Source organism: Paraburkholderia sp. RL17-347-BIC-D (assembly GCF_046027915.1).
Lineage (GTDB): Bacteria > Pseudomonadota > Gammaproteobacteria > Burkholderiales > Burkholderiaceae > Paraburkholderia.
In genome coordinates this window covers 131,752-152,587 of record NZ_JARESS010000011.1, presented here as the reverse complement: position 1 = coordinate 152,587, position 20,836 = coordinate 131,752, and the positions used below count along the sequence as shown (strand labels likewise).

Annotated in this window: 20 protein-coding genes; 4 read left to right on the top strand and 16 right to left on the bottom strand. The window is 63.3% G+C overall.

Annotated features, from left to right (window positions below):
* Positions 1-42 precede the first annotated feature (42 nt).
* Complete coding sequence (locus P0D96_RS17385; protein ID WP_408180195.1) at positions 43-1,689, bottom strand: FAD-binding oxidoreductase; 1,647 nt, start codon at positions 1,687-1,689, stop codon at positions 43-45.
* A 465-nt stretch (positions 1,690-2,154) separates the two neighbouring features.
* Here P0D96_RS17385 and P0D96_RS17380 point away from each other — a divergent pair, with 465 nt between their 5' ends.
* The gene (locus P0D96_RS17380) at positions 2,155-2,817 is read left to right on the top strand and encodes a glutathione S-transferase family protein (RefSeq protein WP_408180196.1); all 663 of its coding nucleotides are present in this window, start codon (positions 2,155-2,157) and stop codon (positions 2,815-2,817) included.
* A 39-nt stretch (positions 2,818-2,856) separates the two neighbouring features.
* Here P0D96_RS17380 and P0D96_RS17375 read toward each other — a convergent pair whose 3' ends face one another.
* On the bottom strand, positions 2,857-3,711 hold the full coding sequence (locus P0D96_RS17375; protein ID WP_408180197.1) for a phytochelatin synthase family protein: 855 nt from the start codon (positions 3,709-3,711) through the stop codon (positions 2,857-2,859).
* Between the two features lie 229 nt (positions 3,712-3,940).
* Between P0D96_RS17375 and P0D96_RS17370 the strand changes: the two genes are divergently transcribed.
* Positions 3,941-4,162: a DUF1289 domain-containing protein gene (locus P0D96_RS17370; protein WP_408180198.1), complete on the top strand. Its 222-nt coding sequence runs from the start codon at positions 3,941-3,943 to the stop codon at positions 4,160-4,162.
* Positions 4,163-4,171: 9 nt separating this feature from the next.
* Here the strand turns inward: P0D96_RS17370 and P0D96_RS17365 are convergent, their stop codons facing one another.
* The 4 genes from P0D96_RS17365 to P0D96_RS17350 form a co-directional block, all read right to left on the bottom strand.
* Complete coding sequence (locus tag P0D96_RS17365) at positions 4,172-5,236, bottom strand: GGDEF domain-containing protein (RefSeq protein WP_408314512.1); 1,065 nt, start codon at positions 5,234-5,236, stop codon at positions 4,172-4,174.
* 40 nt (positions 5,237-5,276) lie between these two features.
* Positions 5,277-6,005, bottom strand: coding sequence for a hypothetical protein (locus tag P0D96_RS17360; RefSeq protein WP_408314510.1), 729 nt, complete (start codon positions 6,003-6,005; stop codon positions 5,277-5,279).
* Positions 6,006-6,755: 750 nt separating this feature from the next.
* The gene (locus P0D96_RS17355; RefSeq protein WP_132377293.1) at positions 6,756-7,100 is read right to left on the bottom strand and encodes a cupredoxin domain-containing protein; all 345 of its coding nucleotides are present in this window, start codon (positions 7,098-7,100) and stop codon (positions 6,756-6,758) included.
* A gap of 33 nt (positions 7,101-7,133) precedes the next feature.
* On the bottom strand, positions 7,134-8,078 hold the full coding sequence (locus P0D96_RS17350) for a metallophosphoesterase family protein (RefSeq protein ID WP_408314509.1): 945 nt from the start codon (positions 8,076-8,078) through the stop codon (positions 7,134-7,136).
* A gap of 386 nt (positions 8,079-8,464) precedes the next feature.
* On the opposite strand from P0D96_RS17350, the gene P0D96_RS17345 reads away from it, so the two are divergent.
* Entirely contained in the window at positions 8,465-9,211 is a 747-nt protein-coding gene (locus P0D96_RS17345) for an SDR family NAD(P)-dependent oxidoreductase (RefSeq protein ID WP_408314507.1), read from the top strand.
* Between the two features lie 108 nt (positions 9,212-9,319).
* Here P0D96_RS17345 and P0D96_RS17340 read toward each other — a convergent pair whose 3' ends face one another.
* The 6 genes from P0D96_RS17340 to P0D96_RS17315 form a co-directional block, all read right to left on the bottom strand.
* Positions 9,320-11,503 (bottom strand): M1 family metallopeptidase, encoded by a 2,184-nt coding sequence (locus tag P0D96_RS17340; RefSeq protein ID WP_408314505.1) that lies wholly within the window; start codon positions 11,501-11,503, stop codon positions 9,320-9,322.
* A 591-nt stretch (positions 11,504-12,094) separates the two neighbouring features.
* The gene (locus P0D96_RS17335) at positions 12,095-13,093 is read right to left on the bottom strand and encodes an aldo/keto reductase (protein ID WP_408314503.1); all 999 of its coding nucleotides are present in this window, start codon (positions 13,091-13,093) and stop codon (positions 12,095-12,097) included.
* A gap of 113 nt (positions 13,094-13,206) precedes the next feature.
* On the bottom strand, positions 13,207-13,419 hold the full coding sequence (locus P0D96_RS17330; protein WP_408314501.1) for a hypothetical protein: 213 nt from the start codon (positions 13,417-13,419) through the stop codon (positions 13,207-13,209).
* 36 nt (positions 13,420-13,455) lie between these two features.
* Positions 13,456-14,094, bottom strand: coding sequence for a glutathione S-transferase family protein (locus P0D96_RS17325; protein ID WP_408314500.1), 639 nt, complete (start codon positions 14,092-14,094; stop codon positions 13,456-13,458).
* A gap of 39 nt (positions 14,095-14,133) precedes the next feature.
* Positions 14,134-14,583, bottom strand: coding sequence for an SRPBCC family protein (locus P0D96_RS17320; RefSeq protein ID WP_408314498.1), 450 nt, complete (start codon positions 14,581-14,583; stop codon positions 14,134-14,136).
* Entirely contained in the window at positions 14,580-14,915 is a 336-nt protein-coding gene (locus P0D96_RS17315; RefSeq protein ID WP_132377301.1) for an ArsR/SmtB family transcription factor, read from the bottom strand. Before P0D96_RS17315 ends, P0D96_RS17320 begins: the two co-directional genes overlap by 4 nt.
* Positions 14,916-15,075: 160 nt before the next feature.
* Between P0D96_RS17315 and P0D96_RS17310 the strand changes: the two genes are divergently transcribed.
* Entirely contained in the window at positions 15,076-15,981 is a 906-nt protein-coding gene (locus tag P0D96_RS17310; RefSeq protein WP_408314497.1) for a LysR family transcriptional regulator, read from the top strand.
* A gap of 23 nt (positions 15,982-16,004) precedes the next feature.
* On the opposite strand, the gene P0D96_RS17305 is transcribed toward P0D96_RS17310, so the two are convergent.
* From P0D96_RS17305 to P0D96_RS17290, 4 genes are all read right to left on the bottom strand, one after another.
* Positions 16,005-16,619, bottom strand: coding sequence for an HAD family hydrolase (locus tag P0D96_RS17305; protein ID WP_408314496.1), 615 nt, complete (start codon positions 16,617-16,619; stop codon positions 16,005-16,007).
* A 181-nt stretch (positions 16,620-16,800) separates the two neighbouring features.
* On the bottom strand, positions 16,801-17,952 hold the full coding sequence (locus P0D96_RS17300) for a branched-chain amino acid ABC transporter substrate-binding protein (RefSeq protein ID WP_132377304.1): 1,152 nt from the start codon (positions 17,950-17,952) through the stop codon (positions 16,801-16,803).
* Positions 17,953-18,089: 137 nt separating this feature from the next.
* On the bottom strand, positions 18,090-19,319 hold the full coding sequence (locus P0D96_RS17295; RefSeq protein WP_408314587.1) for an NAD(P)/FAD-dependent oxidoreductase: 1,230 nt from the start codon (positions 19,317-19,319) through the stop codon (positions 18,090-18,092).
* A complete protein-coding gene (locus P0D96_RS17290) occupies positions 19,319-20,749 on the bottom strand; it encodes an amino acid permease (RefSeq protein ID WP_408314494.1) in 1,431 nt (476 codons plus the stop codon). The genes P0D96_RS17295 and P0D96_RS17290 overlap by 1 nt, the downstream gene beginning before the upstream one ends.
* Positions 20,750-20,836 lie beyond the last annotated feature (87 nt).

Sequence of the window (20,836 nt, the reverse complement as noted above, 5' to 3'; positions counted from 1 at the left end):
TGAGTGGCTCACGCTGCTGGGTCGGCCATGTCGCTATCTGGCTCAGCCAGGCCCGTTCGTCACCTTCGTCCATCCATCCGCGCTCCACGCTTCTGAATTCACACCGTGATGAACGAAGAACAGGCCATCGGGATCGTACCGGTTCTTCACGGCAGCCAGCCGCGCGTAGTTGCTGCCCCAGTACGCCTGTTGCCAGTCGTCTTCGAAGAAATCGCTTTCGGAAAAGTACGCCCCCGGCACAGCGACGATTTCGCGCAGCGTCCGCGTGGCCTGCTTGATGCGCCCAGCGTAACGCCGCCCTTTCTGCTCGTCCGGCTCGTGCCCTTCGATGCCGGGAAAAGCCGGCGGTCCCTCGGCCGCGATGATCGCGAGCGCGAAGGCGTCGAGTACCGCCGGGTTCATCGCCGTATCGCGCGTGGCGTTCAAGGCGTCGTCCGGGGCGCCCGCCAGCCCTTTGTTGAAGTGCAAGTTGACCGTCCACTGCCGCGTGCCTGCGAATAGCGTGTCGGCGAGACGGCCGCGTTGCGCCGCACCCAGCAACGCAGCCGGCAGCCATGTCGAGGTGTAGCCATAAAGATACTGGCCCGCTTCGACGACGTTATCCGCCCAGAACACATTGTCCGCCGGCGCGCCCGGACGGTCGTCCGCGACGAGCACGCCGGGCAGATGCTGCATGATGAACGCGGCGTCCCAGAAGTGGCGCGCCGCCACGGCAAGAATCTGTGGCGGGCTCGTCTCGCAGCCGTGCTCGCCGTTCGCGATCCAGTCGAAAAAAGGTTGCCAGACGCGCGACGCCTCATCGCGGCTCAGTCCCTGGTACAGCATTGAAATGCCCAACGTATTGTCGCCATGAAAGGCGACCGTTTCGCCCCAGTGTTCGTTCATCAGGTTATCGGCATAGAAGGCCATGAACTCGCCGATCAATGCGCGGAACGCCGCGTCCGACGAGGCCTTCACCGTCGCGCGCACGACGCCGACGGTGTCGGGCAATGCGTGCGTGCGCAACGTCAGCCGCGTGACGACGCCGAGACTGCCGCCACCGCCGCCCTTCAAGCCCCAGAAGAGGTCCGGGTGCCGGCACGCGTTGGCGATTCGCACCACGCCGTCGGCGGTCACGACTTCGGCTTCCAGAAGACCGGCCGCGGCGGTGCCGAACTTCTTCGAAAAGTTGCCGAAACCGCCGCCCTGCACGAGACCGGCGACGCCCACCGTCAGACAGCCGCCGCCTTGCACGTAGCGGCCGCCTCGGGTACTCACGGCGTCGTAGACATGGCCCCACAGAGAACCGGCGCCGACCGTCACCGCGGCTTCCGGCTCGACTCGTCCTTCGCAACCCGCCGGCACGAACGCATCGTGCAACGCGATGTCACGCATGGACCTGGTCCAGATCAACAGAGAGTCGGGCGCGTTGGATGTGCCCTGATAGCTGTGGCCGCCGCCCTTCACCACCAGCCGCAGACGATGCCGCCTGGCGAAGTCGACGGTCCTCGCGACGTCCTGCGCGTTGGCCGCCGCCACTACGTACACGCTCGGCGCGGATGTCCACGCGTCAAGCCATCCGGCGCTCTGCGTCAGCGCGGGCGTATCGCCGATGTAGTAGGGATTTTTCAAACGCCGGAACAGGTCGAAGCACGCGGCGCTCGTTGGAGATTCCGCGCAGGTTGCCAGCGGCGATTCAACCAGGCTCAAGCGGCCGCCTACGGCCCGGTCGAGGTCCTGCCAGGCGTTCGCCGAAGGCCACGCTGGATCGCCGGGCCGCACGCGGTGCAGTGTCGGTGTGGTCGTCGCGTCTTTGGAACTTGCTCGTGGAGGCTTTGCGTGTGCCGGCAATGCCAGGGCCGCATTCAACCATGGCGTGGCCAGCACGCCCTTGAGCAAGGTCCGACGGTCCAGTGCGCACATACGTTGCTTCGCCTCCGCAAACATGACCGCGTGCCTGAGTGCCCGCACAGGGCTCGCGCGAGCGCATCGCGCGAATAATCGCGTGCGGATCGCCGCCTCTATCAGTCGACAAAAAATGAGTGAAGGGATGTTAGTCGCGAAAACGCGAGCGCGCCACTACGAGACTGCGCGTTCCTTCGGCGTTTGCGCATGGGCATCTGTCAGCAACGGCGGTAGACTGTCCGCCGGATCGACACCGGACATCAACCCACTATGCACAGCGATTCCACACCTTACGTGCTTTACTATTCGCCCGGCGCAGCGAGCATGGCCGTTCACTGGATGCTGATAGAACTGGGCATCTCGTTCGAATCCCAGTTGATCGACATCGACGTGGGTCAGCAGCACGACCCGGCGTATCTGCGGCTCAATCCTGCGGGACGGGTGCCGACGCTGATGATCGACGGCGCGCCGCGCCACGAGTCGGCCGCGTTGCTGATGCTGCTGGCCGAGCGGCATCCCGAAGCCGCGCTCGCCCCCGAGCCGAACTCCGTCGATCGCGCCGCGTGGCTCGAAATGATGGTCTATCTCGCCAACACGATTCTGCCCGCCATGCGCGACTGGTTTTATGCGGACTCCGATGGCGCGCCCTCCGGCGCCGAAGCGGTTCGCGCGCTCGCATGCCGTCGGCTCGACGCAGCGTGGGACAAGCTCGACGCCCATCTCGGCGAAAGCCATGATTATCTGATCGGCGACAAGCTCAGCACGGCCGACTTCATGGCCGTCATGTTGATGCGCTGGACCCGCAATATGCCGCGCCCCGCGCTCGGCTGGCCGAATCTTGCGCGCTATATTCGAAAGCTACGTGCGCTGCCTTCGTTCATCGAATTGAATGCGCGCGAAGGACTGACCGAATGGCGTAACGAGGAAGATTGACCCGCGTCTGAATGTCGTGGCCGCCTCGGCAAGCAGATATCAATTCGGCCGCTTGCCGATGATCACGATGCCGCGTGAAAGCCCGCTCACGCTATCCAGCGCCAGCGCCCCCGCGTACAACTGCGCGAGCGGCACCCAGACGGCCGGATATTTGTAGCGCGCCACGTCGAGCAGCAACGCGCTGTCGCTCGCCGAGTCGTAAGCGGCGAGCGGCGACCAGTGTCCGCCGCCCGTCTCGCCGATTTCCACCCGCCTGAAATTCAACAGCACGAAGCGGTCGCTGTGGCCCGTGGTCGCGCGCACGAGGTCGCGAAACTGGCCGAGCGACAGGTCCGCGGCGTGGTATTTCCTGACATCGACCGGAAAGGCATTCAGCGCCGTGCTGAGCTGGTCGAGCGTCATGCCCTCGTGCGAGACCCGCGCGGCGTTGGCCACCTGCGGATCGATGCCGTGAAAGAAATCTTCCTGCGAGAAGAACGGGAAGTCGGGGTACTGCGTCGACTCGGGCCGGCGAATGCCCAATGCGTTGAGCGCCATGACCGAGGTCGCGACGGAGCAATAGGCTTCGTTGCGCTGGGTTTCGAAATACTGCGAGAGGGGCCAGTACGACTGGTTGGACGCGGAGCTCGTCAGCCGTTTCTGACCGGCCGGCTGCGCCAATGCGACGAGGTTCGGCGGCACCGGCAGCGGGCCGTCCGCTGGGCGTCCGGTGGCTTGGGCGTCGGCGCGGCTGGCGGGCTGAACAGCGGGCTGAATTACGGCAGGCGGAACGGCCACCTGACTGCTGGCCGGCGGCACCGGCGCACACGCGGCCAGTGCCGCAGCCACGAAGGCGACGATCCACTCAGGCTGGCTCAAGCGCCCGACGGCGCGCATCAACGAATATCTGGACATGAATCTTTCCGCTGTGGATGAACCCGGAATGACGGCCGCTGTGCCGGCGCATGAAACAGCGCTTACTGGCAAGCCTCGATTTTGTAACACGAAACAAAGTTCAGCGTGCGCGACAGTGCGCGAGCTTCGATCCGCGAAGCGCACTTCTCCCCTACAATGCTGCAGCATTTTTTAACCGACTCTCGCACATCACCGTCGAAGTCAATCCAACGGAAGCGCTGGTCTGAACATGACAATCCAGTCACCCTGCATCGACATTTGCAAACTCGACGGCAAAACCGGCTTCTGCCTCGGCTGCCTGCGTACGCGCGACGAAATTCGCGGTTGGAAGACCATGAGCGATGACGTGCGTCTCGCGGTCATCAATGAACGGCCAGGTCGGGAAGTGATGCTGAGAATAGAAACGCAAGCGCAAGCGATGCAAGCGGCACAAGAGACACAAACGTCCTGAGCGCTCCGCTCAATCAGCCTGCACCGCAAACGCGTAACCGTTCTTGCCGCCGCGCTTGACGCGATACATCGCGTCGTCCGCCGCGGCGACGAGGCGCTGGTAATCGCTGACGAGATCCGGATAGCTGGCAATGCCGATGCTCGCGCGCACCACGCCGACACCCATCTGCTCGTCGGTCTCGACCACACACGCGATGAGCCGCTGAGCAATCTCGGCGAGTTCATACGCCGTCGAATACTCTCGAACCAGCACCGCAAATTCGTCGCCGCCGATGCGCGCGACAACATCCACCTTACGCACCGACTCGCGAAATGCGTGCGACACCGCAATCAGGAATTCGTCGCCGACGCGGTGGCCGAGCGTGTCGTTGACCTGCTTGAAGCCGTCCAGATCCACATACAGCACGGCGATGTTGCGATCCGTGGGACCGGCTTGCAGATTCGCCGCCGCCTCGTCGAGCGTGGCGAACAGCTTGCGCCGGTTCGGCAAGCCGGTCATCGGATCGTGCAACGCGGCGTACTCGAACTCGTGCGACTCGCCCGCCAGTTGACGATTGCGTTTCGCGTACATGCCGAGCGCGGTGAGCAGCATGCCGAACAGCAGCGCGGCCAGCGCGATCAAGACGTTCGCGACATGGGCAATCCGCAGGCGCACGTCGGCGCCGTCGGCATCGCGCTGGGCGCGCCAATACGGCGGGATCGTGGCAAGCAACGCATCGGTTCCAGTCAGGCTGGCATCCGGCGTCAATGCCGACGCCGGCACCCGCGGCGCAGCGGACGGACTGGCATTCACCAATGCCGCGAGCGAGTTCAGACGATCGGCGAGTTCGATGCGTGCATGGCGGTAACCCTGCGTTTGCGCTTGACCGTCGTCGGCGTGTAGCTGCCACACGCCGACCATCGCGCGAGCACTTTCCGCGCGCTCCGCCGCTTCGAGCACGAGTCCGGCGTATTCCTGCTTCAACTGATCGGAGAAGATCGTCCTGATCTGCAAGGCGAGATAGAGAAGGCCGACCAGCAGACACAGCAATGACGCGCTCGCCAGCATGGCGGGAACCCGCCTGAAGCGGCTCATGAAGGCGCCTTTTGAACCGGCACGCCCGGCTCGGCGCCGCTCACGGATGGGAGTAGAGGTCTTGCCGATTTGCGTTGCCATGCTGCCGGTAACTCACACGACGAAAGAAGAGCCCCATGCGGGCGAACAGACTGTTCTTATGCCGCGCGGTCTCGGAGGCGCCGCGGCGCTCCGGCGGCGCCGCCCGGGCATCTTTACCCGGACGCGACGCGGCGAGTTGCTGAGTCGGCGGAGCGGTTGAGCCTGCCGAACGGTGGCCCGAAGTAGGCGGCGTAGCGGCAGATGCGGGCGTGTCGGGTGCCGCATCCGCAACGACGTCAGGCCGCGCCTTCGATGCCTTGACCTGGCCTGCCCAGGACGCGAACTGCCCGCCCGCTTCCGGATCCGCGCCGGCTGCCGATGCAGCGACCGTCACGCCGCTCGCGGACGTTGCTGGCGACGGTTGCGGCGACTTTGCCAGCACGGCCGCTGCCGGCAACGCCGTCACGCCCGCGCTTTTCGCCATCGCGGCAGCACTCGCCGACGCGCTGTTGCCGAGCGCTCGCCGCGCGCCGGCCATGGCTTCGGCGTAAGCCTGCTGATCGTGATTGAACCAGACGCTATACGCCACCGTACCCATCACGCCGATGGCGAGCGCGCTGGCCGCGGCCACGCACATGGCGAGGCGTCCGAACCTCGGCGGCGTGGCGGAAAATGACAGACCGCTCGTCTGGCCACCGGCATCCTGGCCATCGAGCACCGATTTGGGCGAGTCCGTATCGTCGTACATCGCAATACTCTCCGGAATCCTTACGTCTGCCCTGCGCGCCGACTTTATTCACACGATTTTGCAGGTCCATGCAAAGCCGTTCGAAGACTGAAACCCGCTCATCGCGCGAACAACCACAACACGGCAATGCTGCGCTTTAAACGTCGTCTTTGCGAGGCAGTTTTGCGCGGAAGAAACAGGTAAAACGTTCCACGCCGCGTGTAGTCGCGCGCTATGCGGGAAAGCTTCGCAGCGCAACGGGACGAGCCGTACAGGGCGTGAGCAGCGGGTATCGCGCAAGTGGCTGCAGGTGGCCGTCAGTCATGCAACAACCACGCCCGAGCACAGCAGGTTTTTCTGTGCTCGGGGCCGCGTTTTAAACGCAAGTGGCGTTCCTGGTCACCGCCCTGGCGGCGGTGCGGTTGCCCTGGAAGCGCGCTGTGCGCCGGGCGAATCGCGCAGCGCATAGCAGCATACGTGTGGCTTATTTTATCGCCCCGCCCGGCTGTCCAGAACCGCCGTTTCTCTGGCCGGATCGGCCATACTCCGGCTTGCGCGCTAGCCGTCGATTTCGGCGGCACGCAGCGACGTCTATAAACGCATGGCGTCGAGCGTCGCCGCCATGCCGCCGGGGGGGCGCTGCCGATCAAACGTCCCGGCATCAACTCCGTGTTGCGTGCGCCGAAGGCGCCACAGGCAAGACACGCAGCGATGCTGCATGCAATGCGTGAGCGCCCTGGCCGCACTCTATACATTGGTCTCCTACAACGCTCACTGCACGGTAATGGTCTCCTTCATATTCGGGTGGATGCCGCAAAACACCTTGTACACGCCCGGCTTGTCGAACTTGAACTGGTACGTGTCGTTCTGATCGAGTGCCGCGGAGCGAAACATGCCCGCGTCGTTCACGACGGTGTGCGGTTCGCCGTCCAGATTCTTCCAGGTCACGGTCGAGCCGGCTTTGACCGTGAGCTCCATAGGCGAGAACATGAAGTTCTTGATGACGACCGCGTTCGGCGTCTCCGCCCGCGCCACGGAAAACCCGGACGATGCCGCGAGCAACGCCGAACTTGCGGCCAATGCCAACCATACGCGGCGAATATTTTTAGTTTGCATAACTGATCTCCTGCGATGAAAAAGTTCTGACTATCAGACGAGCGTCGTGTCGTTGAGCGTGGCTTTCAGCGGATGCCGCGCGATCTTGATGCTGGTCACGCCAAGCATTTTCGGCAGCTGGTCGCTCGCCACCGTCAACGGTCCGGGGCCCGTGCCGTTGCCGGCGGTCGGCTGCGGATAAGCCGTCGAACGCGCCGTGTGGAAGGTGATGTTGCCCTCCACTTTCGACACGATCTGATGAATGTGGCCGTTCAGTACCGTCACCGAACCGAAGCGTTTCAGGTAGCTCATTGCCTGGCCCGCGTCTCCGGTGCCCCAGCCCCACGGCTCGTAGATCGTCCACATCGGCATGTGCGCGAACACGACGATCGGCGTGCTGGACGAGCGCCCTTTCAAATCGTTTTCGAGCCACTCGAGCTGTTCGTCGCCGAGACCGCCCAGGCCGTTCGGCTTGAAATGCATCACGTTGACCAGGCCGACGAAATGCACGCCCTGATGGTCGAAGCTGTAATAGCCCTTGTTGTCCGAGGCCTTGCCGAAGCGGCTGAAGTATTCGGTTCCGGGACCGTCTGTCACGTCGTGCTCGCCGGGAACGGTGTGCAGTTCCGTGATGTTCAGGCCGGACATCAACTGGGCCGCGAGATCGAACTCCGCGGGCTTGGACAGATGCGTGATATCGCCGGTATGGATAGTCAGCGCGGGCTTGACCGGCATCGCATTGACGTACTCGATGGTCTGCTTCAGCGTGCCCGCCACGTCCGGATTGGCTTCCTTGTTAAAGCCGATATGCGTGTCGCTGATTTGCAGGAAAAGCGGCACACCGCCCGTAGCAGCGGATGGTTTCGGGTCGGCGGCGAGTGCCAGCTCCACCGGCGTGAGAATGCCGCCGGCGAGAACGAACACGGTGCCCAAGCCACCGAATGCAAGACACTTCAGTGCGCCGCGCCGCGACGCGTCGAATGATTGATGTGACGACATGTTGACCTCACGATAAAGAGTCGCAGCCGAGCCGTGGATCATCCGGCGGCCCTCGCGAGTCGGTTCGTCAGGCATGACTGAGCCGGCGCCGGTTTTATTCCAGCTTCGATCAATCGGCAGATGAATTGTCTTGGGACGTTGGCGGATCGGCAGAGGGACTCAGGTCGCTGCCGCCGAACGGGCAGCCTGCGTCGAGCGCCTGCATTGTCAAATGCTTCTCCATGCCCGTCAGGCATGCCAGCCAGCTTATAAAGTCTTTTTACTCCGACCGGGAAGCCACTAAATTGCACTCAAGGCAATGATTTGAAGCAGATCGCAACCCGTTTAACTGTACGCCGCCTGCTTCGCTCTCATACCGCAAATACATACCCCCCCAGGAGTTAAATATGAGCCACCCCGTCATTCTGATCACCGGCGCACTCACCGGGATCGGCCGCGCCACGGCCCTTGCTTTCGCCGAAACGGGCGCCCGTCTCGTCGTCTCCGGCCGTCGCGAAGCCGAAGGCAAGGCGCTCGAAAAAGAATTGCGCGAACTCGGCGCGGACGCACACTTCATCCTGGCCGACGTGCGCCGCGACGAGGAAGTCGCGAGCCTCGTCGACCAGACGGTCGCGCGCTTCGGCCGCATCGACGCCGCCGTGAACAACGCCGGCACCGAAGGCCAACCCGGCGCCATCACCAGCCAGACCGTCGAGAGCTACACCGCGACGTTCGACACCAACGTGCTCGGCACGCTGCTCAGCATGAAGCACGAACTGCGCGTGATGTCGGCGCAAAAGAGCGGCAGCGTGGTGAACGTTTCGTCGACTTACGGTCATGAAGGCGCGGCCTTCGCGTCCGTGTACGCGGGCAGCAAGCATGCGGTGGAAGGCATGACCAAGTCGGCGGCGCTCGAAGTGGCGTCCAACGGCGTGCGGGTCAACGCCGTTGCGCCGGGGCCGACCGACACCGGCATGCTCGACCGCTTCACCGGCACGCCGGAGAACAAGGCCGCGCTCGCCGCGAAAGTGCCGCTCGGCCGTATCGGCAAGCCGGACGACGTGGCGCGCGCCATCGTGTTCCTGGCATCGGATGCGGCGTCGTTCGTCACGGGGCAGATCGTGACCGTCGACGGCGGCAAGACCGCCGGCTGATTGCGACGCCTCGCTCCACTGCGGCACGTGAAGTGCCATTGAAACAGCGGCCCGCATCACTGCATCACGATGCGGGCCGCTGAACTACCCAATACCCAACACTGCCGCTTATTGGCCTTGCTGCGCCTGCGGCTTCGCTTTGAACTTACCCTGGTAGCGGATCGTCGGACGCTGCGATTGCGTCGTCGGCGCCGTCGTCAGCAACTGACGCGCAAGCGGTGTGGCCGCCGGACTCAGCGAGCCGATGCTGGTGACGCGCGACGGGTCCGCGAGACCGTTGTTCACCAAGAGCTTCGCCTCGAGTTGCAGACTGGTCAGCAGAACCGGATCCTTCAGTGCGTTACCCTGCGCGAGCAACTGGCTCCACGCGTTGTTGCTGTAGTTGGTCACGTAGTAGTCGAGACCGCTCGGATCGGCGAGCACCGCGGAACAGCCGTTCAGACGCACCTGCGTTTGCGTGTCCTTCATCGCCAGCGTCTTGCGTGAAGTCAGACCGTCGCCGTACGCGAGCGTCAACGGAATGGTCCACTGCGTGCCCGGGTACTGATTCTGGTTCGGGAACGGCGACTGTTTCAGGGTGACCACGGTCTGATTGGTCGTCAGATCGCACTGCGTGTCGAGCGAGATCAGCGGCACGCCTGTTTGCCGCACGAAACTGTCGCCGATCGCCACCATCGGCTGGCCGCTCGCCTTCGCCAGTTCGTCCCACAGACGCTTGGGCGTTACGTTGCCGAACGAATAGTCGGCGAGATACGACTGCAGACCCTTGCGCATCACTTCTTCGCCGAGGTAGTTCTCCAGCATCTTGAGCACGTGACCTCCCTTGTCGTACGTGAAGGCGCTCGCGCTCAGCACGAAGTCGTTCGACGCCCAGCCGTTGAAGTTCGGCTGCACCGGGAACGAGGTGGACTTCAGGTCCGCATTGATCACGGCGTACTTGTTCTTCACGTCGTCGACCCAGCTGAAGCGGTCCGGGAAGAAGCGCACCTTGGTCTTGTTCTCGAAGAACGTCGCAAACGACTCGTTCAGCCAGACGTCGTCCCACCAGTCGAGCGTGACGAGATCGCCGAACCATTGGTGCGCGGCTTCGTGCGTGAGCACCGTCACGCCGTAGTCGGACATGGTCGTGCCGGGCGCCGGCAGAATGTCGTCGGCGAATTCGAGAATCGCGCCCCAGTTCTCCATGCCGCCGAAGTTCAGGTCCTTCTGCTCCTTGAACGCGTCGTTGGCCGCGATGGTGTCGAACTTGGTGAGCGGCAACGGAATGCCGGTGTAGCGGTAGTAGTAATCGAGCGCCTGCTTGGTCTGTTGCATGGCCGGCTTGGCCCAGTCACGCATGCCGGGCGGCGTGAAGATGCGCAGATGCAGCCCTTTTCCGTCGGGCAGAGGGCTCGAAAAGTCGTCTTCGAGAATGTCGAACTGACCGCCGCCGAAGAACAGCAGATACGACGGCATGGGCGGCGTCTTCTCGAACGACACGAGCTTGTAGCCGCTATCCACGTTCACCGCCGGTTTCTCGGCCGCGTTCGAGACGACGTTCCAGTTCTGCGGGACTTCCGCACTCACCTCGTAGGTGGGCCGGAAAGCCGGCTCGTCCCAGCCCGGGAACCATTGACGCGCCAGGTTCGATTCGCCTTGCGTGAGGATTGCGCCGCTGGTCGTGCCGTCGGTCGACTTCAGATCGACGCGGAACACCCCTTCGGCCGCGGAGCAGCCCGGATAGGGATCGTCGCCGCAACTACCGCCGGTCTTGGCGACCGGATCGTCATAGGTCTTGAAGTTGATGATGCCGCTCCACTCCATGTGCAGCGAGTAGTTGCCGGCGGCGATCTGCCCGCTCACGGGGCGCAGTTGATAGAAGTCGCCGTCGTCCTGCGGCGTGGCGATCAGCGGGATATTGCCCGGCTGAAGCGTAATCGTGCCGTTGGTGAACTTGACCCGGTGCCCGGCGATCGTGATCGCGTTGACGGCTTTCTGCACCTTGATCTGCACGTCGGCGCGGCCGTCGAACGAAGACAGCGCGGGGTTCGGCCGGAACCATAGCTTGTAGTTGACCGGTGTGACCGTGTCGGGCAACTCGACCGGCGGTACCGTCTTGTTGATCGATGTGTCCGCCACGACCGGCGCGGCGGGCGGGGCCAGCGCCACTTCGGAGGCGGCCGGTGCGGCCGCAGGCGCCTGCCCGGATTTGCTCGTCAAGGACGACGAGCCGTCGCTGCCGCCGCATCCCGCCAGAACCGCAATTCCGGCTAGTGCGAGGCACTGCATCTGCAATCGGAAATTTATACGCATGATTAATCCTCGACTGACAATATCGGCAAAAGAAAGTGCGTTGAGTGCTTATGCTGGTTTTCTCTTTTTTTCAGCGAAAAAGGTCTCCCGCACTAGCACCGAATTGCTAGCGAGAATATAGGGACGTGTTGGCGCCTCAGCACTTGTGGCTGATTTTAGAATTGCGACACACATTTATTACAATGCTTTCACAACGACAGCTTGGGCCATATTTTCCGGCCTTCATTCGATCGTCCGGCTGACCGGCAAAGCGGCGGCTTACCTGCGTCTCCGGGCAGGTGGATTAAACCGAGGTCAGTTTTTGACGACAGTGCGTAGCCTAGTTTGGCAAACGTTCCCGTGTCAACTTCCTTTCACAATCTTTCTTTGACTTGTGTTTTGCGTATGCAAACCGAATGGCTTCAGTAATGGGACTGAGTTAATCCTCTAGAAATCGCAATATCGTTCTCGACTACGGGAAACTTTATTTTTCTTTGCGCAGTATTGTGCTATAGCGCAATGGCGCGAGCGAATAACCGCGAGCGAGGTATTAATTTGAACTAGCTGGAGAGTTCACAAAGCAATTAGCGCGATTAATACGCAAATGATCGGCTAGCCATTCACCGCTGCCACGATTCGTGCGCACATCGCCTTGTCGGGTAATGGGCCAGAACCGGCCCGAACGTTGTCCGCCATGTATTGCGGACGCCCCGTGCCTGGAATCACCACCGTCACCGCCGGCTGCGCGAGCACGAACTTCAAAAGAATCTGCGCCCAACTCGTGCAGCCGATTTCCGCAGCCCACGCAGGCAGCGGTGTTTTGCCGACGCGTGCCAGCAGGCCGCCGCCGCCGAAGGGCTGGTTGATCACGACGCCGATGCCCAACTCCGCCGCGAGCGGCAAGATGCGCGACTCGGCGGCGCGGTCGTCGGCTGCGTAGTTGACCTGCACGAAGTCCGGCTTGTCGCTGCGCATGACGGCGGCGACTTCATCGAAAGCACTCGACGTGTAGTGCGTGATGCCGATATAGCGAATCCGGCCGCGCGCTTTCCAGTCGCGCAGCGTGGCGAGTTGCGTGCGCCAGTCGAGCAGGTTGTGAACCTGCATCAGATCGATACGCGGCTGCTGAAAGCGGCGCAGCGATTCTTCCATCTGCGCGATGCCCGCCTCGCGTCCGTCGGTCCAGACCTTGGTGGCGACGAAGGCCTTGTTGTGCGCGTTCAGTTGCGTGAGCAGCGCGCCAGCGACGGCTTCCGACGAGCCGTACATCGGCGATGAATCGATCACCGAACCACCGGCTTCGAACAGGATGCGCAGCACGTCGGCGAGTTGCGCGCGGCCGGAGGGATCGTTGCCGACATCGAAGGTCCGCCAGGTGCCGCAGCCGACCACGGGCAAGCGTTCGCCCGTGGCGGGAATCACGCGTTGCGCCATGCGCGGCAGCGGCGTGCTGGCGGATTCGGTTTGCGACTGAGACGGTGTTGGGGTTTGACCGGCCGCCAATCGCGGCAAAGCGAGCGACGCTGACAAGCCGATTGCGGTGCCGCGTGCCGTGCGCAGAAAACGGCGTCTGCCGGAAAGCCCTACAGCGGTTTTCCACGAAAGTGCCATGACGTGCCCTCGATTCGCGCGCAGTACAGTGACTCCGTACGATACGGCAAATCGGCACAGCACGTTGAAGCCACCCAGAGCGCCCTGCTTCGACGATCACACGTCACGCGCCATTAGCGGATAAAGTGCCCGCAAATCGGCATGCTGGCCAGCCGCGCGATCAACGACGATTGTTGTCCGCCACCCGCCGCCGCGAACTGATCCGCAGCCGTCGCGGACCCCGCCGCCGCGCCGATCGCGATAACCGCGATCGCGATCCCGCGCAGCCGCCCGGTGCGGCCGACGAGCGAGCCCGACACGCCGCGCCAACTGGCCAGCAAGGTCATCGATAGTGCAACTATCGCGCAGCACATGGCTCCTCCTCAGGCGTTCGCCGTGGCGCGTTCCTGCCGCGCGGGAAACGGGTCGCGCCATGCGTCGATCGCGTTCAACTGATCGTGCCAGCGCACCACTTCCGGAAACTCTTCAACCGGCATTGCCGCGCTTTTCGCATACGGCAGCGCGATGCCGACCGAGAAATCCGCCACCGACATCTCGTCACCCAGCAGCCACTTGCGCCCATTCAGATGCTGGTTGAGCACGGCAGCATGCTTGCGGAAAAAACCTTGCGCTTCGGCGACCTTCGCGGGGTCGGGCTCGCCGAGTCCGACCCACGGTTTGATCAGGTACTCGAAGTAAAGCGCCCCGGCATGCCGGAGCAGATGCTGGCTATCCCAGCTGAACCAGCGCACGATTTCGATCTGCTGCTGCGCGCCCCGCGGCCAAAGCGGGGATTCCGCGCGCTGCGCGAGATGGCACAGGATCGCGTCGGCCTCCCAGATGATCTTCTCGCCGTCGACGAGACAAGGCACCTTGCCGTTCGGATTGATCGCCAGATAGTCCGGCCGGGTTTGCTCGCCTTTGCCCAGATCGACAAAGGCGTAGTCGATTGGCAAGCCTAAATATTTGGCTAGCGCACAGGATTTTCTGGGAGACAGCGTTTCAGCATAGTAAAGCTTCATGGTCGACCTCGGTATGCGTTGACTTCGGTGGAATGTGCTTCATTCGGCTTCGTTTTCCAGCTCGGCAAGCAGTGCGTCCAGCTTCTCGAATGCACCAGTCCAGCCGCTTTGATGACCATCGCGTGCAGCTTCGTCGAAGAACTGCGCGTGATTGAAATGCAGTTCGGTGCCCTCCTCGATCGGACGAAACCGGATCGTCACCAGCGACCGGCGCTCCGGCAGCGTGACCCACTCCCACGTGAAGACGAGCTTGCGCTCCGCTTCGACCTCCTGGTACTCGCCGCGGCAGTCGTGCGTTTCGCCATCCAGTGTCTGAAACACCACACGAAAGCGGCCGCCCACGCGCGGATCGGCTTCGGCGCTCAGGACCGGCCCGGCGTCCGGTCCCCACCAGCGCGCCATCCACTCGGGCCGCGTCCATGCTGCGTAGACTCTTGCAGGTGGCGCCTTGATGCGCCGCACGATGGTCAGGCTGGGCTTTTCGTTCATTCGTCGTTCCTCTCAACAAAATCGGCGAGCCGGTCGAGACTCGCGGACCAGAAGCGTTCGTAGCGTCGCAACCACGCCATCGCTTCTTCCATCGGGCCGGCAACCAGTTCGACCGAGACGGTTCGGCCGCTTTTCGTGCGCGCCACGAGACCCGCGTCGCTCAGCACGTCGAGGTGCTTCATGACGGCGGGCAGTTTGAGCGGCAACGGACGCGCGATTTCCGTGACCGACAGACCAGGCTCACGCTCCAGACGCGCGAGGATGGCCCGCCGCGTGGGATCCACGAGGGCGGAAAACGTGCGATCGAGTTGACTGACTGGAGACTTTGCCATATGGTGAACTATAGGCCGTGAGTTCCGGGAGTCAAGGTTTTTTGCGGCCGACTCCGTGAACCCGTAGGCCGGTTTGCACTGTCCGACATCAACGCGCCGCGGCTATCATTCCAACGATTCGCGAGTAGGTCTTCGCTCAGCTTCCAGAGGACAGCACCGTATGGACCTTCTTCAAGGCATGGCAGTGTTCAAGCGCGTCGTCGACGCGTCCAGTTTCTCGAAAGCGGCCGATTCGCTGGAAATGCCACGCGCCTCCGTGTCGACGGTCGTGCAGAATCTGGAGAGCCACCTGGGCGCGCGGCTGCTGAACCGCACGACGCGCCGCGTGCAGGTCACCGACGACGGCGCGCTCTACTACGAATACTGCGCACGCATTCTCGCCGAGGTCTCCGACGCCGAGTCGGCGTTATCGAGCAAACGCCAGAGTCCGCGCGGCACGGTCCGCGTCGACACCTCCGCCACATTCGCGGCTCACGTGCTGGTTCCGGTGATGCGCGATTTCAACGCGCGCTATCCCGACATCACGGTGAAGCTGGGATTGGCGGACCGCAACGTGGATCTCGTGCAAGAAGGCGTGGATTGCGTGATCCGCATCGGCGTGCTCGACGATTCGAACCTAGTGGCACGCTCGCTCGGCAGCGTGCGCATGACGATTTGCGCCGCGCCCGCCTATCTCGAGCAGATGGGCGAGCCGGCCACGCCCGACGATCTCGACCGGCATCACGCCGTGAATTATTTTTCCGCGCGCACGGGGCGCGTCTATCCGATGGAGTTCGAAGCGGACGGCATCCTCATCAAAAGACCGATCGAGGGCAAACTCGCGGTCAACGAAGGCCTGGTCTATGTTGCGTCGGCAGTGGAAGGCTTGGGCCTGATCCAGACGCCGCGCTTCATGGTGGCGAAGGCGCTCGAATCCGGCGCGCTGCGTGAGATTTTGCGCGACTGCCATTGCGCGCCGTTGCCGCTCTCGATTCTTTATCCGCACCGTCGTTTGAGCATGTCCGTGCGGGTGTTCAGCGAGTGGGTGCACGAACTGGTGCAGCAGAATCCGGACTTCAGCGATTAGCGACTTGAAAACCGCCACAGCCGCTAAGTCACCCCGCGACGCTGCAATTCGTCCGACAAAGCGGCGACGCTGACGAACAGGTGCCCTTGCAGTCCTGCATCGACCGCGCCGTTCACGTTGGCCACCGTATCGTCGACGAAAAGCGTTTGGGCTGCGGGCACGCCGAGTTGCTCCAGACAGCGCAGATAGGTTTGCGCCGCCGGTTTCGCGGCACCAAACGCCGCCGACGAGTAAACGTGCGTGCCGAACAGCCGCGCGACAGGCGGATTCAGATAAGCGATGTGATCGGTCAACAAGCGGCAATTGTTCGTCAGCACCGCGATACGGTGCCGCTCGGCGACTTTGGCGGCAAGCGCGAGCGCTTCCTGGTTCGGCGTAATCGACGCGTGGCGCGCGGCCAACCAGTCGTCGCGGCTGACCGGGTAGTTCAGTAGCATGCCCAACTCGCGCAGATACTCGTCATCGCTGATCTGGCCTGCGTCCGCACGCGCTTCGAGGCCCGATCCCCAGATCGCGTGACGCACGATGTCTGGCGAGCACCCCGCGGTGGCCGCCAGATGATCGACCCGTGCGGCGCGGTCGTAATGGGTCAGAACACCTTCCATGTCGAACAGAACCAGCGTGATGGATGCGGTCATGCTGTCGGCCTCGCGTCGAAAGCTTTCAGAAATGAAGCAACCGCGCGGCGCGATGACGCCGAACGGTTGCCTGTTTCCATTGTGCCTCGACAAAACCGCGACTGCCGGCAACAGCCGGCGTCACGGTTTTTTCTCAGACCTCAGCCAAGCGGTGAAATATGGCTTGCTTCCAGACCTGCCATCATGCGCCGCTGCCGCCCACCGTCTTGACGCTTTTCCATTGGCCTTGCTCGACCTGGAACAAGGTGTACGGCGGCTTGATCAGATCGCCATACGGATCGAAGGTGATATTGCCGGTGACGCCCGTGACCGTGACCTTGGCGAGACTGTCGACGATCTTCGCGCGATCGAGCGAGTCGGCGGCGTGAATCGCTTTCAGCATGGCGAGCGCGGCGTCATAGGAAAACGGCGCGTACAGTTCGACATCCTGATTGAAGCGCGCCTTGTAGCGCTTGCCGAACGCCTGCGCGGCAGGCAGCTTGTCGAGCGCCGGGCCCGGTTCGAGGTCCTGCGTCCCGTTGCCCGCCGTGCCGGCGATCTGCAGGAACGCGTTGCTCTTCAGCGCGCCGGCACCGAACAGCTGCGCGGACATGCCAAGCGAGCGCATCTGCTTGACCAGCATCGCGCCTTGCTCATCCAGTCCGCCGAAGAAAATCAGGTCGACGTTCTTGCTCTTGAGCGTGGTCAGAATGGCGCGAAAATCGATCGCTTTGTCGTTGGTGAATTCCCGATCGACGATGTTGCCGTTCGCTTCCTTGACGCCCTTCTCGAACGCATCGGCCAGCCCTTGCCCGAAAGCGGTGCGATCGTCGATGATGGCAATGCGCTTCGCCTTCATCTGCTCCACCACGAAATGCCCCGCCACGACGCCGCCTATGCCGTCGTGGCCCATCGTACGAAACACGTTCTTGAAGCCTTGCTTGGTCAATTGCGGATTGGTCGAGCCCGGCGTGATCATCGCCACGTTCGCCTGGTGATACACCGTCGACGCCGGAATGCTGCAGCCCGAGTTGTAATGGCCGATCACGCCGACCACGCCGTCGTCGACCAGCTTCTGCGCGACCTGAATCGCCACGCGCGGATCGGCCTGATCGTCCTGCACGTCGAGCACGAACTTGACCGGCTTGCCGCCGATCACCGGGTTCTTTGCGTTCTCTTCATCGAGCGCAAGCTGCGCGCCGTACTGCAAGTCCTTGCCGACGCGGGCAACCGGCCCCGTCAACGGTCCGACGAAACCGATCTTGACGATCTGGGGGTCGGCGGCCCACGAAAACGGCATATACGTGGCGAGTGCACAGACAGTGGCACTCAACAGCCAATAGCGGCGATTCATGATGCGCTCCTTGCGAGATGTGACGTCGCGCGTGTGTGTGCAGGTGGGCCGATCCGATGCGCGACGCGTCGAAACCGCTCTGCGATGCTTGCTGTAAAGCCTGAATAAAACGACTCCGAACCTGTCCTCTGCGGCAATCAAAAGCGCGTGGCCGCGTAGGGCGCGAGATCGAGCGGCGGCACACGCCGTGCGATCAGATCGGCGACGATGCGTCCGCTCACGCCCGCCAGCGTCAAACCCAGATGCTGATGGCCGAATGCGTAGATCACGCGCTCGCTCGCGCGTGAGCGTGCGAGCACCGGCACGCCGTCGGGCAATGTGGGGCGAAAGCCGAGCCAGTTGCTATCCGGTGTGTCGAGTGCGGGCAACGCCCGTTTCGATGAAAACGTCAGCAGGTCGAGCAGCGAGCGGTTGCGCGTGTCGCCGAAGCCGGCGAGTTCGACCGTGCCCGCCACGCGCAAGCCGTCGCTCATCGGCGTCATGTAGAAACCGCGCTCGGCCCAGCCGACCGGCCGCGACACCAGGTGCTGCGCGCCGGGAAAGCGCACGTGATAGCCGCGCTCCGTGTCGAGCGGAACCGGGTCGCCGCACTGGCTGGCGAAATGGGCCGAACGCGCGCCGGTCGCCACCACCACGTGATCGAAACGCCGCGCCACACCGCCGACGCTCAGGCTCGCGCCGTCCGCGCCGGGTTGCACCGCATCGACAGTCGAGCGTTCGAGCTTCAGCCCCTGCGCGGCGAGTTGCTCGTAAAGCGTCTGCAGAAAGCCTTGCGGGTCGGAAAAGTGCCAGCTATTGCTGAACAGCACGCCGCGCTCGAAGATCGGCGCCAGTCCCGGTTCAAGGGCGCGAATAGCGGCGCCGTCGAGCACATCGAAAGCCACGCCCAGTTTTTTCCGCAGATCGAGCGCGGGACGCGCGGCATCGAACGAAGCCGCGTTCGAATACAGATAGAGACACTCGCGCGGCCGGACGAAACGTGCCAGCTCCGCATTGGCAAGCAGCGGCGCGTAGCCGTCCTGCGCGCAATCCAGCAGCGCGGCGAGCGCACCCGCGCTCGTTTCGTAGCGGCGCGGCAGGGAGCTCATCATGAAGCGCACGAGCCACGGCGCGAGATGCGGCAAATATCCCCAACGCAATCTGAACGGACTTTGGTTCGACAGCAGAAAACGCGGTAAGTCTCGAAACACGGTCGGGTTGTTGACCGGAATGCACGCATAGTGCGCGAAGGTGCCGGCATTGCCGAACGACGCGCCCTGCCCCACGCCGGCCGGATCGAACAGCGTGACCCGATGGCCGTCGCGCATCAAGGACGCAGCGCTCGCGAGGCCGATGAATCCCGCACCGATGATGGCAATCTCCGGCATCATTTGCGCCCTTCAAATGCTTCCTGGCCGATCTGCGACCGATAGCCCGTCGCGGTGCCGCCGCTCTGCTGGCGTTTCGCTACCAGCATATAAGCCGCCGACGCCACCGCGAGACTCGCCGCGCTCGCCATCAATTGCGGGCGCAGCGACGGATCGGAGCCCATCGCGACGAGCACGCCGACGATCGCCGCCACCACCGCATACGAGAGCCCCGGAAACAGCCACATCTTCAGCGTGAGCCGTTGCGGTTCGGTGGCCTCGATGCGCCGGCGGATGCGGATTTGCGCAAGCGCCGTCGCGAGATAGACGAACAGCATCACGGCGCCCGACGCGTTCACGAGGAACAGGAACACGCCCTGCGGCGACACAATGGCCGCAACGATCGCCACATAGCCGACGACACTGCTCAGCAGCACGGCGAGGCGCGGCACTTTGTGCGGGGTCAGCTTCAGCAGCGACTTCGGCGCGTCGCCCCGTTCGGCGAGCCGGAACAGAATCCGCGACGATACATACAAGCCCGAATTCAGCGCCGAGAGCACGGCAACCAGCACGATGGCGTTCATGATGTCCGCCGAGCCGGGAATCCGCATCGTTTCGAGCGCGGCGACGAACGGCGAGTGTCCGGTGACGATGCTGCCCCACGGCACGATGCATGCAATCAGGAACATCGACCCGACATAGAACGTGATGACTCGCAGAATCACCGAGCGCGTCATGGCCGCAACGCTTTTGGCCGGATCATCCGATTCGGCGGCGGCGATGGTGGCGATCTCCGCGCCGCCCACCGCGAAAATCACGGTCGGCACGGCCGCGAAAATCGACATGGCGCCAAACGGCATGAAGCCGCGATTGCTGCTCAGGTTCGCCACGGCGCTGCCGGCATGGCCGAAGCCGAACACATAGGCCGCGCCGATGGCGATAAAGACGATGATCGCCGCGACCTTGATCGATGCGAACCAGAACTCGAATTCGCCATACGATTTCACCGACAGCAGATTGATCAACGTCATCACCGAGAGCAGCACGAGGCCGATCATCCACACCGGTGCGGGAATCCACCGCTGCAGGATCGCCGCGCCCGCCACGGCCTCGACCGCGACGACGATCACCCAGAAGTACCAGTACAGCCAGCCGCTGGTGAAACCTGCCCAATTGCCGAGGCCGATGCGCGCGTATTCGGTGAACGAGCCGACGCCGGGCACCGCCAGCGCCATTTCGCCGAGCATGCGCATGACCATCAGCACGACGATGCCGGCCACGAGATACGACACGCACGCGGCGGGTCCGACGGTGGCGAGCGTCGCGCTGCTGCCGACGAAAAGGCCCGCGCCGATAATGCCGCCGAGCGCGATCATCGTGACGTGCCGCTGACGCAGCGCGGCGCCGAGTTTCGGCGTGGTGTCGGGTGCGGAGGACTGGGGAAAGCTCATCGGACAACTCCTGCTGACAGATTGCTGGACACAGTCCGGCGACGTCTCCTGATTCACGCCACCAGACAAAACATGACATCTAGAATC